12 protein-coding genes are annotated in these 14,525 nt (G+C 72.0%); 8 read left to right on the plus strand and 4 right to left on the minus strand.

The features are described from left to right. Positions 1 to 57 precede the first annotated feature (57 nt). On the minus strand, positions 58 to 246 hold the full coding sequence (locus AC07DO_RS24955) for a DUF5703 family protein (RefSeq protein WP_079074641.1): 189 nt from the start codon (positions 244 to 246) through the stop codon (positions 58 to 60). 47 nt (positions 247 to 293) lie between these two features. Between AC07DO_RS24955 and AC07DO_RS24960 the strand changes: the two genes are divergently transcribed. Continuing rightward, positions 294 to 1,061 carry a hypothetical protein gene (locus AC07DO_RS24960; protein WP_479062748.1) on the plus strand — a complete coding sequence of 256 codons (768 nt, stop codon included), beginning with the start codon at positions 294 to 296 and terminating at the stop codon, positions 1,059 to 1,061. Between the two features lie 96 nt (positions 1,062 to 1,157). Here AC07DO_RS24960 and AC07DO_RS24965 read toward each other — a convergent pair whose 3' ends face one another. Beyond that, positions 1,158 to 3,404, minus strand: a complete 2,247-nt coding sequence (locus tag AC07DO_RS24965; protein WP_479062750.1) for a helix-hairpin-helix domain-containing protein — start codon at positions 3,402 to 3,404, stop codon at positions 1,158 to 1,160. After that, entirely contained in the window at positions 3,401 to 4,381 is a 981-nt protein-coding gene (locus AC07DO_RS24970; RefSeq protein WP_479062751.1) for an aldo/keto reductase, read from the minus strand. The genes AC07DO_RS24965 and AC07DO_RS24970 overlap by 4 nt, the downstream gene beginning before the upstream one ends. A gap of 166 nt (positions 4,382 to 4,547) precedes the next feature. Between AC07DO_RS24970 and AC07DO_RS24975 the strand changes: the two genes are divergently transcribed. Both AC07DO_RS24975 and AC07DO_RS24980 read left to right on the plus strand, forming a co-directional pair. Further along, a complete protein-coding gene (locus tag AC07DO_RS24975; protein WP_479062753.1) occupies positions 4,548 to 5,603 on the plus strand; it encodes an LLM class F420-dependent oxidoreductase in 1,056 nt (351 codons plus the stop codon). Between the two features lie 222 nt (positions 5,604 to 5,825). Beyond that, positions 5,826 to 6,614, plus strand: coding sequence for a ferritin-like domain-containing protein (locus AC07DO_RS24980; protein WP_479063250.1), 789 nt, complete (start codon positions 5,826 to 5,828; stop codon positions 6,612 to 6,614). A gap of 34 nt (positions 6,615 to 6,648) precedes the next feature. Here the strand turns inward: AC07DO_RS24980 and corA are convergent, their stop codons facing one another. Beyond that, on the minus strand, positions 6,649 to 7,650 hold the full coding sequence (gene corA, locus AC07DO_RS24985) for a magnesium/cobalt transporter CorA (RefSeq protein WP_479062755.1): 1,002 nt from the start codon (positions 7,648 to 7,650) through the stop codon (positions 6,649 to 6,651). Between the two features lie 62 nt (positions 7,651 to 7,712). Here corA and AC07DO_RS24990 point away from each other — a divergent pair, with 62 nt between their 5' ends. The 5 genes from AC07DO_RS24990 to AC07DO_RS25010 all read left to right on the plus strand — a co-directional run bounded on the left by AC07DO_RS24990 (position 7,713) and on the right by AC07DO_RS25010 (position 14,373). Continuing rightward, positions 7,713 to 8,399, plus strand: a complete 687-nt coding sequence (locus AC07DO_RS24990; protein ID WP_479062756.1) for a histidine phosphatase family protein — start codon at positions 7,713 to 7,715, stop codon at positions 8,397 to 8,399. Between the two features lie 73 nt (positions 8,400 to 8,472). Further along, complete coding sequence (locus tag AC07DO_RS24995; RefSeq protein WP_479062757.1) at positions 8,473 to 9,063, plus strand: DUF3090 domain-containing protein; 591 nt, start codon at positions 8,473 to 8,475, stop codon at positions 9,061 to 9,063. Beyond that, positions 9,027 to 9,851: an SCO1664 family protein gene (locus AC07DO_RS25000; protein ID WP_479062758.1), complete on the plus strand. Its 825-nt coding sequence runs from the start codon at positions 9,027 to 9,029 to the stop codon at positions 9,849 to 9,851. Before AC07DO_RS24995 ends, AC07DO_RS25000 begins: the two co-directional genes overlap by 37 nt. Positions 9,852 to 9,918: 67 nt before the next feature. After that, positions 9,919 to 11,148: a cysteine--1-D-myo-inosityl 2-amino-2-deoxy-alpha-D-glucopyranoside ligase gene (mshC, locus tag AC07DO_RS25005; protein WP_479062759.1), complete on the plus strand. Its 1,230-nt coding sequence runs from the start codon at positions 9,919 to 9,921 to the stop codon at positions 11,146 to 11,148. Positions 11,149 to 11,313: 165 nt separating this feature from the next. Further along, positions 11,314 to 14,373 (plus strand): NPCBM/NEW2 domain-containing protein, encoded by a 3,060-nt coding sequence (locus AC07DO_RS25010; RefSeq protein ID WP_479062760.1) that lies wholly within the window; start codon positions 11,314 to 11,316, stop codon positions 14,371 to 14,373. The last annotated feature ends 152 nt before the right edge of the window (positions 14,374 to 14,525 follow it).

A 14,525-nucleotide genomic window follows, 5' to 3' on the forward strand; every position in this document is an offset into this window, starting at 1 on the left:
CTGCGCGCAGCGCAAGCCGAACGGAGCGGGCCCCGCCGTCGCGGGGCCCGCTCCGTTTCACCAGGTGGCTCTCAACTGGCGGATGATGCGTCGTTTCAGGCGCACTCTGCGGCTTCCGTCGGGCCGCAGACTCAGGCGGTCCAACTCCCAGTGTCCGTACTCTGCGTGGTCTGTCAGCAGACGTGTGGCTTCCTTGCGGGTGACCCCGCGCGGTACATACACGTCGACAAATTCGTATTCCGGCATCGCATCTATTGTGCGGGCACGGGCCTCGTACGGATAGCGTCTGCACTATGTCTGATGCTGCGCAGCCCACCGCTGCCGAGGTACGTGCCGCCGCCGAGGCGGTCAAGACCGCGCTCGACCGCCACCTGGCCGCGGTCGAACGCAGGTCGGGCGAGGACGATCCGGCCGTCTACGAAGCGTTCAACGAACTCGCCGCGGCGGCCGAGGAGTACGACGAGCTCCTCTACGACCGCTACGACGAGGTCACCCCCTTCGAGATCCCCGGCACCGACGACGCGCTCCCGCCGTACCAGGGCCCCGACGAGGCCAACGCGCTGAGCGTGCTGCTCCGCCGCGACTACACCGTGGTGGAGCCGCAGCGGCTCCTCGCCCAGGCCCAGCGGGTCGCCGACCTCGAAGCGGGCGGCACGGGAGGGGCCGGATCCGCGGACACCGTGCACAGCGCGCTCGGTGTCCTCTTCGGGGAGTTCGAACCGGACGAAATCTCCTCCCGGCACAAGGAGTTCGGCCTGGAGGAGGGCGACTCCACGCTCTGGGTCACCGCGGTGGACACCCCCGCGGAGCCGGGGGAGTGGCTCGACGCCCCCTTCGACCAGGCCGACCCGCACCGGGTGGTGTGCCGCTTCGACGTCAGCGTGGTCTTCGACGACGAACTGGACGACGACGGGCTCGACGGCCTGGAGACCGACGTCGACATCGACATCGACCCGGACGTGCCGGTGCCGCTCGACGACACCGACGACGTCGACGACGCGGAGGAGGACGCCGACGGCGCCGGAGGGGCCGGTGCGGGCGCCCGGCGGGCCGGCCGCTGACGGTTGCGTCCCGCGCCACGCATTCCGGCGAATCGCTCCTGCGCTCGCCGCTCCCTCAGGGGCGGCGAGCGCACTGCGTCGGGGGAGCGGCGGCTCTCAGACCGTCGCCGCAGGCACCTGCGGGCGCAGCAGCGTCTGCAGGCGCGTCGTACGGTCCTTCCAGAGGCGTTCCGCCACCGCGCGCGGCAGCGCCTGCTCCACGCCCTGCACGACCGACAGATGCCGCTCCGCGCGGCTGAACGCGGTGTACACCCACGGCCGGGACAGCGACTGTGCCGCGTCGCCGGGCAGCACCACGACGACCGCGGGCCAACGCTGCCCCGCCGCCTGGTGGGCGGTGAGCGCCCAGCCGTGCCGCACCTCCCGCTCCACCCGCTCCTTGGGTACGACGACGGGGGTGCCCCCGCACTCCAGGTGCAGGCCTTCCGCGTCGGCCCCCACCACACGGCCGAGCGTCGTGCGGCCCGGCGCGGGGGCGTAGGCCACCCGGTCGTCGGGGTCGAAGCCGCCGAACCGGCCGGGGCCCGGATTCAGCCGCTCTTTCAGGGCGGTGTTGAGCGCGCGCGTGCCCGCGGCGCCGCCGTGTCCCGGCGTGATGACCTGGGTGTGCTCGGCAGGCACCCCGATCGCCCGGGGCACCGAGTCCGCGACGAGCTGGACGGTGCGGTGGATCGCCTCGGCGGGGTCGCGCACCGGGACGAGGACGACTTCCTTGCCGGGCGCCTCGACCTGGTTCAGCTCGCCGACGCCGATGCCGGACGTCAGCTCGCCGACGGGCCCCGGGTCCGGGGTGCGCGAGACGACCTGCGGGCAGCAGCGCGCGGAGAGGAGATCGGCGAAGACGCGGCCGGGGCCCGCCGACCACAGCACGCCCGGGTCGCCGCTGAGGACCAGCCGGGCGCCATCCGCCAGGGACTCGACGAGCATCGCCGCGGTCTCCACGTCCAGCTGCGGTGCGTCCAGGACGACCAGGAGGTCGAGCGCGAGCGCGCCCTCCGCGTCGCGCCCGGGGCCCTCGTCACCCGCCAGCAGCCCGGCCACGGTGACCGCGTTGTCGTCGGTGCCCGTCGCCCGCGCGAGGCGGCGGCGTCCGTCCGCGCTGTGGGCGGCGGCGCAGACGCGCAGGCCGAGCGCCGCGGCGGCGGTCACCAGAGCCGCGGGTTCGGCACGCGCCTCCTCGCCGCCGGAGTGCAGCACGAGTCCGTGCCCGGCGACGGCGCGGATCAGCTCGGCGGCGGACCCGGAGGCCTGCGCGGCGGCGGCCTCCCAGTCGGCGGCCCGCGGACCGGACCCACCTGCCGCCGGGCCCTCCGACGCCACGGCCTCCCCGGCCCCGTCGGGCTCCTTGGGCAGTGAGTTGATCACGCGGGCGAGGCCATCGGCGAGGCTCTCCTCCGCGAGTGCGTACCGCTCCAGGCCGATCAGGACGCGGACCGGGCGCTCCGGCTCCTCGTCCTCCCCGCCCTCCCCGCTCCGGGCGGGCTCGTCGTCCGTGCGCTGGACCGGCACCTCGGTCCCTTCGAGCGCGTCCTGGAAGACCAGGGCGTCGCCCTCGGCGAGCGCGCCCTGCACCGCCGCGTCCGGGTCCGGCACCGCGCGCTGTCCGAGCGCGGCGTTCAGCGCCGCGGCGTCGAGCGCCGTGTGCCCAGCGACGGCGGCCTGCTCCAGGAGCCATACGGTGATCGCGCGGCCCCTGCGCTCGTCGTCGGGTCCGCACTCCGCGCCGAGCAGCGCCCTGGCGAACCCGTCGGCCTGCTCTGGCCGCACGCCGGTGACCCGCAGCAACTGCCACGGGTCCGCGCGCAGTTGTCCGTCGGCGCCGTCGCCGAGCGCGGCCGCCGTCGGCTCGGCGAGCGCGGGCGGCGCGCCGCCCTCGGCGAGCACGGCACGGACGGCCTCGACGATCTCCTGCGCGGGCGTCTGGGCGGTCACGGGCCGCTGCGGGCGCACGGGCTCGGGCGCGCGGGACGGGGCGGGCCTGCGCGCGGGCTCCGGCTCCCGGAACGCGCTCGCGACGGGCTTCTCGCCGCTCTCCACGGCGCGCACGGCGGCCAGCAGATCCGCGGTGGTGCCGCTCAGCTTCGTCCCGGCCTCGATCGGGCCCTGCTTCGAGGCCTTGCGCTGCTCGATGCGCTCCCGCAGTTCGCGCTGCGCGGCGATCTCGGCCTCGGTTTCGGACAGCTCGGCACTCTCGCCCTTGTCCTTCCCCTCGCCTTCGCCCTTGCCCTCGCCGGTGTCCGAGGTGGTCTCGGCGTCCGGCGCGGCTTCCTCCGCGCCGGGCGGCTCCGCCTGCTCCGCGGCAGCGGCCCCGGGGTCCTCCGCGGCAGCGAATTCCGTACTCACAGCGTGCTCCAGTCGTGATCGGGATAGCGGTGCACCGGCGCCGACACATCGTCGAGCGCCCTGCAGATCTCGTCAGGAAGACTAAGGGTCTCCACTGACAATGCGGCCGTGAGCTGCTGCGCGTTGCGCGCGCCGATGATCGGGGCCGTCACTCCGGGGCGGTCCCGCACCCAGGCGAGGGCGACCTGGAGCGGGGTCGCCGCGAGCCCGTCGGCGGCCGTCGCGACCGCGTCGACGACGTGGCCCGCCGCCTCGTCCAGGTACGGCGCGACGAAGGGCGCCAGCTGGTCGGAGCCGCCGCGCGAGTCGGCGGGCGTGGAGTGCCGGTACTTCCCGGTGAGCACGCCTCTGCCGAGCGGCGAGGACGGCAGGAGCCCGACTCCCAGGTCGCGGGCGGCGGGCAGCACCTCACGCTCCACGCCGCGCTGCAGCAGCGAGTACTCCATCTGCGTACTGGCCAGGCGGGTGCGGGTGCCCGGCGCCGCGAGCTGCCAGGTCGCGGCCTTGGCGAGCTGCCACCCGCAGAAGTCCGCGACACCCGCATAGCGGGCCCGCCCGCTGCTCACCGCGATGTCCAGGGCTTGCAGGGTCTCCTCTAGGGGCGTCCCCGGATCGAAGGCGTGGACCTGCCACAGGTCCACATAGTCCGTGCCGAGGCGGGTGAGGGAGGCGTCCAGCGCGGCCAGGAGATGGCCGCGCGAGCCGTCGAAGCGCCGCTCCGGGTCCGGGACGCTGCCCGCCTTCGTCGCGATGACCAGATCGCGGCGGGGCACGAGCCGCTCGATCAGGCGGCCGATGAGGTACTCGGCCTCCCCGTCGCCGTACACATCCGCGGTGTCGACGAGGGTGCCGCCGGCTTCCCAGAACACCTTCAACAGGTCGGCGGCGTCGTTCTCCTCGGTGTGGCCCCAGGTGAGGGTTCCGAGTCCGATGCGGGACACGCGCAGGCCGGTCCGGCCGAGATGCCTCTGCTCCATGGGCGCTGAGATTACTGGCCGTGCCCTCGCGACGGGCGAGCCTGTGGACAAACCAGCGATGGGGGAGAACCCGGCCACCCCTCCGTCCCTGACGGATCGGACGCCGCACGCTACAGTCCCGGGCACAGACACGTTACTCATGGGTACAGCGGTAAGGGGACCGGTCATGCAGCTCGGGATCAACCTCGGCTACTGGGGCGCGGGGATGGACGCGGACAATCTCGCCGTCGCGAAGGAGGCCGACAGGCTGGGCTATGCGGTCTGCTGGGCCGCGGAGGCGTACGGATCGGACGCCGCGACGGTGCTCTCCTGGGTGGCGGCGCAGACGGAACGCATCGACATCGGGTCCGCCATCTTCCAGATCCCGGCCAGGCAGCCGGCGATGACCGCGATGACGGCGGCGACCCTCGACTCGCTCTCCGGCGGCCGGTTCCGCCTCGGCATCGGCGTCTCGGGCCCGCAGGTCTCCGAGGGCTGGTACGGCGTCAAGTTCGACAAGCCCCTGGCCCGCACGCGCGAGTACGTCGAGATCGTCCGCAAGGCCATGACCCGCGAGCGGCTCTCCTACGAGGGCGAGCACTGGACGCTGCCGCTGCCCGGCGGCCCCGGCAAGCCCATCAAGCTGACCGTCCACCCCCAGCGCGAGCACATCCCGCTGTACGTCGCCGCGATCGGCCCGAAGAACCTGGAGCAGACCGGCGAGATCGCCGACGGCGCCCTGCTGATCTTCCCGGCCGCCGAACACCTGGAGGACACCGCGATCCGGCACCTGCGCGCCGGGCGCAAGAAGGCGGGCAAGACCATGGACGGCTTCGACGTCGTCCCGACGGTGCCGCTCGCCGTCGGCGAGGACACGCAGGTCGACGCCCTCGCGGACATGTTCCGGCCGTACACCGCCCTGTACGTCGGCGGCATGGGCAGCCGGAAGCAGAACTTCTACAACCAGCTGGCGCAGCGCATGGGGTACGAGAAGGAGGCCGCCGAGATCCAGGACAAGTACCTGGCGGGCGACAAGGACGGGGCGGCCGCGGCTGTGCCCCGGCAGCTCATCGACTCCACCACGCTGCTCGGTTCCGTGGACCGGATCGCCGACCGCATGCAGGCCTACGCCGCGGCCGGGGTCACCACGCTCACGCTGGCCCCCGCCGGTTTCACGCTGGAGGAGCGGCTCGCCTCGCTGCGCGCGGGCACGCAGGCCCTGGAGCGCGCCGGGCTGGCGTAAGGAGGAGGGGGGAAGTCCGCGGCCGTGGTGGGGGCTCGGGGGTCTTCCCCGCCACGGCCGTCACGGGGAACAACGCGTCAAGAAGCCCTCGGTTACGGCCTCGTGGCGGTGTCGGTGTCCTTCGTTCGGCGCAGCCGACCGGTACAGCTGTTGCCCCCGGCGGGACCTCGCACTTGACTCGTTCTTTGCGAGGTTCGCGCGCAGGCCATGGAGGTGCCCGTGATGCTGTCGGCCAGGAGTGTCTTCGAAGAGATCCTCGACCACGACGAGTCGTTCCGGCTCTTCTGCTCCATCGCGGCCAGCGGCGAGGCACAGGGCGGCTGGGAGAACGGCCGCATCGCCGCACTCGTCCCCGGGACCGAGCGCGCCCTCGCCCCCAAGATCGCCCGGCACGGCGCCGACGAGGACAAGCACGGCAGGATCTTCCACGCGCTGCTGAAGAAGCGCGGCCTCCAGCCCGTCGAGGTGCCGCACGACACCGACTACACGATGCTCCTGGAGAAGCACGGCATCGGTCTCGCGCACGACAAGCTGAAGGCCGACGAGCCGCTGTCCGTGCGGGACGTCGTCACGTACCTCTCGCACAGCAGAGTCACCGAGCAGCGCGCCTCCGAACAGATGCGGCTGCTGCTCAAGTACTTCGCCGACCACCCCGACATCGGCCGCGCCGTGCGGATGATCTCCCACGACGAGGACAACCACCTCGCGTACTGCCACGAGGAACTGCTCCGCTTCGCGCGCGCCGGGCACGGCCGCGCCATCCAGCGCACCCTGCGCGAGTGCGCCCACGCCGAGATCCGCGTCTACCGCGACGTCAGCCTCTCGGTGATGGAGCGCATGGGACGCATCCTCCACTGGCCGCACGCCAAACGGCAGCTGCTCACCGCGGGCATCCACACCGTGTACGGCTACGAGAGAGCCGTCGGCTGGCGGCGCATGGTCTCCCTGGAGATGCCCGGCCGACGCGATGCCCTCGGCGGACCCGCCACGCCGGCCACCGAGTTCGCCTGAGAGCCTGTGTCACGACCCCGGCCGAACCGCGGGTCTACAGCCAGCCGCGGCGCTTGAACATGCGGTAGAGAACGACCTCCAGGACCGCCATCAGGAGGATCACCGCCGGGTACGTCCACGACCAGTGCAGCTCGGGCATGTGGTCGAAGTTCATGCCGTAGACACCCGCGATCATCGTGGGCACCGCGGCCATCGCCGCCCACGCCGAGATCTTCCGCATGTCGTCGTTCTGCCGCACGCTCATCTGCGCCAGGTGCGCGGACAGGATGTCCGACACCAGCCGGTCCAGGCCCTCCACGGACTCGTTGACGCGCGTCAGGTGGTCGTTGACGTCCCGGAAGAACGGCTGCGCCGTCTCGTCCACGAAGGGCACCGAAGGACTGAAAGGGCCTACTCCGGAGAGACGCGCCACAGGCAGCGCCAACGGACCCGTCGCCCGCCGGAACTCCAGGATCTGCCGCTTGAACCGGTAGATCCGTGACGCCGTGTTCCGCGACGAGCTCCCGCCTTCCGGTGAGAAGACCTCCGCCTCCAGGACCTCCAGGTCGGCCTGCAGCTCGTCGGCGACCTCCAGATAGTGGTCCACCGACGCGTCGGCGATCGAGTACAGGACCGCCGTCGGACCGTGCTTGAGGACATCCGGGTCGGCCTCCAGACGGTGCCGTACGACACCGAGCGGCGCGCCCTCGCCGTGGCGGACGGTGACCACGAACGAGTCACCCATGAAGATCATGACCTCGCCCGACGAGACGGTGTCGCTGTCCTGCTCGTACACGACCGGCTTGAGGACCATGAACAGCGAATCGTCGTAGACCTCCAGCTTGGGCCGCTGATGGGCCTTGAGGGCGTCCTCGACGGCCAGCGGATGCAGCCCGAACTCCTGGGTGACCCGGTCGAACTCCTTCGCCGTCGGCTCGTGCAGCCCGATCCACACGAACGCGTCACCCGCCGCCCGCGCCTGGTCGAGGGCGTCGGACAGGTCCTCGGGGCCCTCGGTCCGACGCCCGTCCCGGTAGATGGCACAGTCAACGATCACACCGCGCATTCTTCCCAGCCTTCCCACCGGTTGCACCCGCTGGGGCGCATAGGCTGAACCGCATGCCCACGCTGATCCTCGTCCGGCACGGACGCTCCACGGCCAACACCGCCGGCCTGCTCGCCGGGTGGACCCCCGGCGTGGCCCTCGACGAGCGCGGCTCCGCACAGGCCGCCGCCCTGCCCGGACGGCTCTCCGCGCTGCCCCTGTCCGAAGTGGTCACCAGCCCCCTGCAGCGCTGCCGCGAGACCGTCGCACCGCTCCTCGCCGCCCGCCCCGGGCTTCAGGAGCACACGGAGGACCGCATCGGCGAGTGCGACTACGGAGACTGGTCGGGCCGCAAACTCGCCGAGCTCACCGACGAGCCGCTGATGGAGGTCGTCCAGCGGCACCCGTCCGCCGCCGCGTTCCCCGGCGGCGAGTCCATGCGGGCCATGCAGACACGCGCCGCCGAGGCGGTCCGCGAGTGGAACGCGCGCGTGGAGCGCGATCACGGCGAGGACGCCGTCTACCTGATGTGCTCCCACGGCGACATCATCAAGTCCCTCGTCGCCGAAGCCCTCGGGCTCCACCTCGACCTGTTCCAGCGCATCTCCGTGGAGCCCTGCTCCGTCACCGCCATCCGCTACACACGGCTGCGGCCCTTCCTCGTACGCCTCGGGGACACCGGCGACTTCGCCTCGCTCGCGCCGCGGGAGGAGCCGCCGGGTGACGACGCCACCGTGGGAGGCGGTGCGGGCGCACCGTGATCGTCCCCCGCAGTAGGGTGAACCGGGCTGAAACAGCCCTCCGTACTTTGCAGCCGATCAATGGAGACAGGACGTGTCCCGTCAGGTGTTCCTCTACGACCCCCCGGAGCGATTCGTCGCGGGAACGGTAGGGCTGCCCGGACGGCGTACCTTCTTCCTGCAGGCCTCCGCCGGTGTCAGGGTGACCAGCGTCGCCCTGGAGAAGACCCAGGTGGCCGCGCTCGCCGAGCGCATGGAAGAGCTCCTCGACGAGGTCGTACGCCGTAGCGGGGGCAACGCCCCGGTGCCGGCCGTCGCACCGTCCGAGGTCTCCGACAGCGCCCCGCTCGACTCCCCCGTCGAGGAGGAGTTCCGCGTCGGCACGATGGCGCTCGCCTGGGACGGCGAGGAGGAGCGCATGGTCGTCGAGGCACAGGCCCTCGTCGAGCTGGACGCCGATACCGATGACGATCTCGCCGCCGCCGAAGAAAGGCTCCTGCAGGACGAGGAGAACGGCCCGCCGATGCTGCGCGTCCGGCTCACCGGCGCGCAGGCCCGCGCCTTCGCCAAACGCGCACTCGACGTCGTCAGCGCGGGCCGCCCGCCGTGCCCGCTGTGCAGCCTCCCGCTCGACCCGGAAGGACACGTATGCCCGCGCCAGAACGGATACCGGCGGGGAGCGTGACCGTCGCCGACCCCGTCGCGCTCCTCACCCACGGGGAGCTGACCGTGCGCGGCCGCATCCGCGAGGCCTCCAACGCGGTGCTCTACTGCACGGTCGCGTACGAAGGGCAGGAGGCCGCCTGCGTCTACAAACCGGTCGCCGGCGAACGCCCGCTGTGGGACTTCCCCGACGGCACGCTCGCCCAGCGCGAGGTCGCCGCGTACGAGGTGTCGCTCGCCACCGGCTGGGACCTCGTGCCGCCGACCGTGCTGCGGGAAGGACCGCACGGCGAGGGCATGTGCCAGCTGTGGATCGAGGCCTCCGGCGACGCGGAACTCCTCGCCCTGGTCGACGGGGACGAACCCGGCGAGGGCTGGAAGGCGGTCGGCCTCGCGCAGGTCGACGAGGAGCGGACGGCGCTCCTCGTGCACGCCGACGACGTACGGCTGCGGCGGCTCGCCGTCCTCGACGCGGTGATCAACAACAGCGACCGCAAGGGCGGCCACCTGCTGCCCGCCGACGGCCACCTCTACGGCATCGACCACGGTGTCACCTTCCACGCCGAGAACAAGCTGCGGACGCTGCTGTGGGGCTGGGCGGGGGAGCCCCTGACCGGCGAGGCCGTGAAGGCCCTCCAGGGCCTTCAGGACGGCCTCGCGGAGGGGTCCGGGCTGGCGGGGCGGCTGGCCGGGCTGATCACCGCCAAGGAGACCGAGGCGCTGCGCGCACGGGTGGCGGCACTCCTGAAGTCGGGGCGCCACCCCGAGCCGAGCGGCGAGTGGCCCGCTATTCCCTGGCCGCCCGTGTGATCCCCCACTCGTATCCGCTGTGATCCCCCACTCGTATACGGACGCTCCGTCCGGTTAGGCTCAGGGCATGCATGCCTGGCCCGCTTCTGAGGTCCCCGCCCTTCCTGGCAAGGGCCGCGACCTCCGGATCCACGACACCGCGACCGGTGGACTCGTCACCCTCGACCCCGGTCCCGTCGCCCGTATCTACGTCTGCGGAATCACCCCGTACGACGCGACCCACATGGGTCACGCGGCGACCTACAACGCGTTCGACCTCGTGCAACGCGTGTGGCTCGACACCAAGCGGCAGGTTCACTACGTCCAGAACGTGACCGACGTGGACGACCCGCTCCTGGAACGCGCCAACCGCGACGGCAAGGACTGGGTCGAGCTCGCCGAGGGCGAGACCGCGCTGTTCCGCGAGGACATGACCGCGCTGCGCCTCCTGCCGCCGAAGCACTACATCGGCGCCGTCGAGGCCATACCCGGCATCGTGCCGCTCGTCGAACGCCTCCGCGACATGGGCGCCGCCTATGAACTCGAGGGCGACATCTACTTCTCCGTCGAGTCCGACACCCACTTCGGGGAGGTGTCCGGGCTCGACTCCGCCGCGATGCAGCTCCTCTCCGCGGAGCGCGGCGGCGACCCGGAGCGCGTCGGCAAGAAGAACCCCCTCGACCCGATGCTGTGGATGGCGGCCCGCGACGGCGAGCCGAGCTGGGACGGCGGCAGCCTCGGCCGCGGGCGTCCCGGCTGGCACATCGAGTGCGTCGCCATCGCCCTCGACCACCTCGGCATGGGCTTCGACGTGCAGGGCGGCGGATCCGACCTCGCGTTCCCGCACCACGAGATGGGGGCGTCGCACGCGCAGGCACTGACCGGCGAGTACCCCTTCGCGAAGGCGTACGTCCACGCGGGCATGGTCGGCCTGGACGGCGCGAAGATGTCCAAGTCCAAGGGCAACCTCGTCTTCGTCTCGAAGCTGCGTCGCGACGGGGTCGACCCCGCCGCGATCCGGCTCACCCTTCTCGCGCACCACTACCGCGCGGACTGGGAGTGGACGGACGCGGTGCTCGCGGAGGCGGTGGAGCGGCTCGGGCGCTGGCGTGCGGCGGTGTCCCGTCCCGACGGTCCGTCCGCCGAGGCGCTCGTCGAGGAGATCCGCGAGGCGCTCGCGAACGACCTGGACGCGCCGGCCGCGCTGGCCGCGGTCGACCGCTGGGCCGCTCGGCAGGATGCCGAGGGCGGGACGGAGGAGGGGGCGCCCGGGGTGGTTTCGCGGGCGGTCGACGCGTTGCTCGGCGTGGCCTTGTAGCGGTGTCCCTCTGCTGAGGTCGATCGCCCTTCGGGCTCGTCCTCAAGCGCCGGACGGGCTGGAATCCTCCGCCCGTCCGGTTTTCGCGTGCGGGCGTCGGGAAATCCACGAGCAGGTCGGCAAAGTCCATGGCCCCGGGGCCAGTTGTCGCGCTAGACCTCCGCCATGAGATCTTCCACTCGCTTCAGACCGGTGGTCGCGGTCGCCCTTCTGGGTCTTCTCGCGGTGTTCGCGGGGCCCGGCGGTGGGTCCGCGCAGGCCGCCGGTGAGCCAGCAACCACCGTCGGCGACGTCACCGGGTTCGACGCCGACGGCCCCGTCTACCAGCTGACCGCGGGCAACGCCGAGGCCCGCGTCAGCTTCGTGTCGGCCGAGACCTTCCGGCTCGAACTCGCCCCGGACGGCAAGTTCACCGACCCCGCGGGCGACGACATCGTCCTGCCGCAGGGCAAGGCGCCCCGCACCAAGTGGGCCGACAAGGGCGACCGTTACGAGCTGAGCACCGGCGAAGTGACGCTGCGCGCCTACAAGTCGCCGCTGCGGTTCGCCCTGTACCGGAGGGACGGCAGTCGGGTCTGGGCGGAGTCCAAAGGGCTGTCCTGGAGCGATGACGGCACTACGCAGAGCCTCGCCCGCGGTGCCGACGAGCAGTTCTACGGTGCCGGGATGCAGAACGGGCGCGGCAACACCTCGCACCGCGGCAAGAAGGTCGAGGTGAGCGTCGACTACAACTGGGACGACGGAGGACATCCCAACTCCGTGCCCTTCTACCTGTCCTCCGAGGGATACGGCGTCTTCCGGAACACGTACGCCCCCAACACGTACGACTTCGCCGAGCCCGTGACCGCCACCGCGAAAGAACAGCGCTTCGACGCCTACTACTTCGCCGGACGCGGCGACGACGCGGCCAAGGACGTCATCGGGCAGTACACCGAGCTCACCGGAAAGCCCTTCCTGCTGCCGGTCTACGGCATGGAGATCGGCGACGCCGACTGCTACCTCCACAACGCCAACCGCGGCGAGCGGCACACCCTCGACTCCCTCGAGGTCGCCGACGGGTACGTCGAGAACGACATGCCCAACGGATGGATGCTCGTCAACGACGGCTACGGCTGCGGCTACGAGAACCTCGCCGAGACCTCCAAGGGCCTCGCCGAGCGCAAGATGAAGACGGGCCTGTGGACCGAGGACGGCCTCGACAAGATCGCCGAACAGGTCAGGGCCGGCCAGCGCGTCGCCAAACTCGACGTCGCCTGGGTCGGCGACGGCTACAAGAAGGCGCTCGACGGCTGCAAGGACGCCTACCGGGGGATCGAGGACAACAGCGACGCCCGCGGCTTCACCTGGGCCCCGGAGAGCTGGTCCGGCGCGCAGCGCTGCGGCGTGCAGTGGTCCGGCGACCAGAGCGGCGGCTGGGAGTACATCCGCTGGCAGATCCCGACGTACGCCGGATCCACCATGTCCGGGCTCGCCTACACGACGGGCGACGTCGACGGCATCTTCGGCGGCAGCCCCAAGACGTACGTACGCGACCTCCAGTGGAAGATGTTCCTGCCGGTCACGATGACGATGGACGGCTGGGCCGCCGCCGACAAGCAGCCCTTCCGCCAGGGCGAGCCCTACACCTCCATCAACCGCACGTACCTGAAGCTGCACGAGTCGCTGCTGCCGTACCTGTACTCGTACGCCCACGAGGCGACCGAGACCGGGGTCGGCGCCGTACGGCCGCTCGCCTTGGAGTACCCCCATGACCCCAAGGCCGCGACCGACGCCGCCACGTACGAGTTCCTGACCGGCGAGGACTTCCTCGTCGCGCCCGTCCACAAGGACACCACCACCCGCGACGGCATCTACCTGCCCAAGGGCACCTGGACCGACTACTGGAGCGGGCGCACCTACCGGGGGCCGACCACGGTCGACGGCTACAGCGCGCCCCTCGACACGCTGCCGCTCTTCGTCAAGGGTGGCGCGACCGTGCCGATGTGGCCGGGCGGCATCCGCTCCCACGAGGACCGCACCGCGGACTCGCCGCTCGCCTGGGACATCTACCCGCAGGGCAACTCGTCCTTCGAGCTGTACGAGGACGACGGCGTGACCCGGCAGCACCGCGACGGCGAGTACGCCACCCAGCGCGCCGAGGTCCGTGCACCGCACTCCGGAGCGGGCGACGTGCGGGTGCGGATCGGCGCGAGCAAGGGCGCGTACGACGGGAAGCAGCGCAGCCGCCCCTACGCCTTCACCCTGCACACCGGTGACGCGCCCAGCCGTGTGGAACTGGTCGGACGCACCCTGCCGCGGCTCATCTCGCAGAAGGCGTACGACAGCGCGCGGCAGGGTTGGTTCTACGACCGCGACGACCGCGGCGGCGTCGTCAAGGTCAAGACGGCCGCCCGGCGCACCGACCGTGCCTTCACCCTGCGGCTCGACGACACCAGCGCCGTCGGCGGCGCCGTACCCGGGGCGCCGGCCACCGTGAGCGTCCCCGCGGGGCAGGAGCTCGGCGCGGGCACGCCCGGCATGGTCGCCGTCGACATCACGGCGGGCACGAAGGACGCCACCGGCGTCGAGGCCACCCTCGACGTACCGGCGGGCTGGACCGCGGGCACCGCCGAGGCCGACCGTGTCCCCGCCGGCACCACGCGCCGCGTCGAGGTGGCCCTCACTCCCGCCAAGGACGCGGACATCGGCGAACAGACGCTCACCGCGACCGTCCGCCACCGGTCGGCCGGCCAGGACCGCACCGCAGTCCAGCGGTTCGCACTCGGCGTGATGCCCGAGGCGCCCGCCGAGGACACCTGGGCGAGCGACATGAAGTGGCTCAAGTCCGCCAACGGGTACGGGCCCGCCGAACGCGACCGCAGCAACGGCGAGTCAGGCGCCGACGACGGTCACACGCTGACCCTGGCCGGAAAGACGTACGAGAAGGGGATCGGCACGCACGCCGACTCCGTCATCGAGGTCTATCCGGGCGGCCGCTGCACGAAGTTCACCGCGGACGTCGGCATCGACGACGAGATCAACGGCTACGGAGAGGTCGCCTTCTCCGTCGAGGCCGACGGCAAGGCGCTGTGGACCTCGCCGAAGGTGACGGGCGCGTCGGCGACCGTCCCGGTCGACGTCGACGTGCGGGGCGCCCGGCACGTCGAGCTGAAGGTGTCCGACACCAACGGCTCCAAGAGCGGGGACCACGCGGACTGGGCGGCGGCCCGGTTCAGCTGCGCCTGAGCGGTCCGCCGGCCACCGGACGCGGAGCGGGGGGGGGGGGGGGGGGGGGGTGTCTCCCCCCCCCCCCCCGCTCGTTTCGTGCCCCCGTGTTCTGCGGTCTTTTCTCTCCCTTTTCTGGCATCTGGCCGCACGCCGGCCAGATCTTTTTTTTT

It is taken from the genome of Streptomyces sp. NPDC045678 (genome assembly GCF_056432085.1).

Bases quoted from the DNA above. Each gene is read 5' to 3' on its own strand.
- AC07DO_RS24955 (WP_079074641.1), bottom strand. From the start codon at position 246: ATGCCGGAATACGAATTTGTCGACGTGTATGTACCGCGCGGGGTCACC.
- AC07DO_RS24960 (WP_479062748.1), top strand. From the start codon at position 294: ATGTCTGATGCTGCGCAGCCCACCGCTGCCGAGGTACGTGCCGCCGCC.
- AC07DO_RS24970 (WP_479062751.1), bottom strand. From the start codon at position 4,381: ATGGAGCAGAGGCATCTCGGCCGGACCGGCCTGCGCGTGTCCCGCATC.
- AC07DO_RS24975 (WP_479062753.1), top strand. From the start codon at position 4,548: ATGCAGCTCGGGATCAACCTCGGCTACTGGGGCGCGGGGATGGACGCG.
- AC07DO_RS24980 (WP_479063250.1), top strand. From the start codon at position 5,826: ATGCTGTCGGCCAGGAGTGTCTTCGAAGAGATCCTCGACCACGACGAG.
- AC07DO_RS24990 (WP_479062756.1), top strand. From the start codon at position 7,713: ATGCCCACGCTGATCCTCGTCCGGCACGGACGCTCCACGGCCAACACC.
- AC07DO_RS25000 (WP_479062758.1), top strand. From the start codon at position 9,027: ATGCCCGCGCCAGAACGGATACCGGCGGGGAGCGTGACCGTCGCCGAC.
- mshC (WP_479062759.1), top strand. From the start codon at position 9,919: ATGCATGCCTGGCCCGCTTCTGAGGTCCCCGCCCTTCCTGGCAAGGGC.
- AC07DO_RS25010 (WP_479062760.1), top strand. From the start codon at position 11,314: ATGAGATCTTCCACTCGCTTCAGACCGGTGGTCGCGGTCGCCCTTCTG.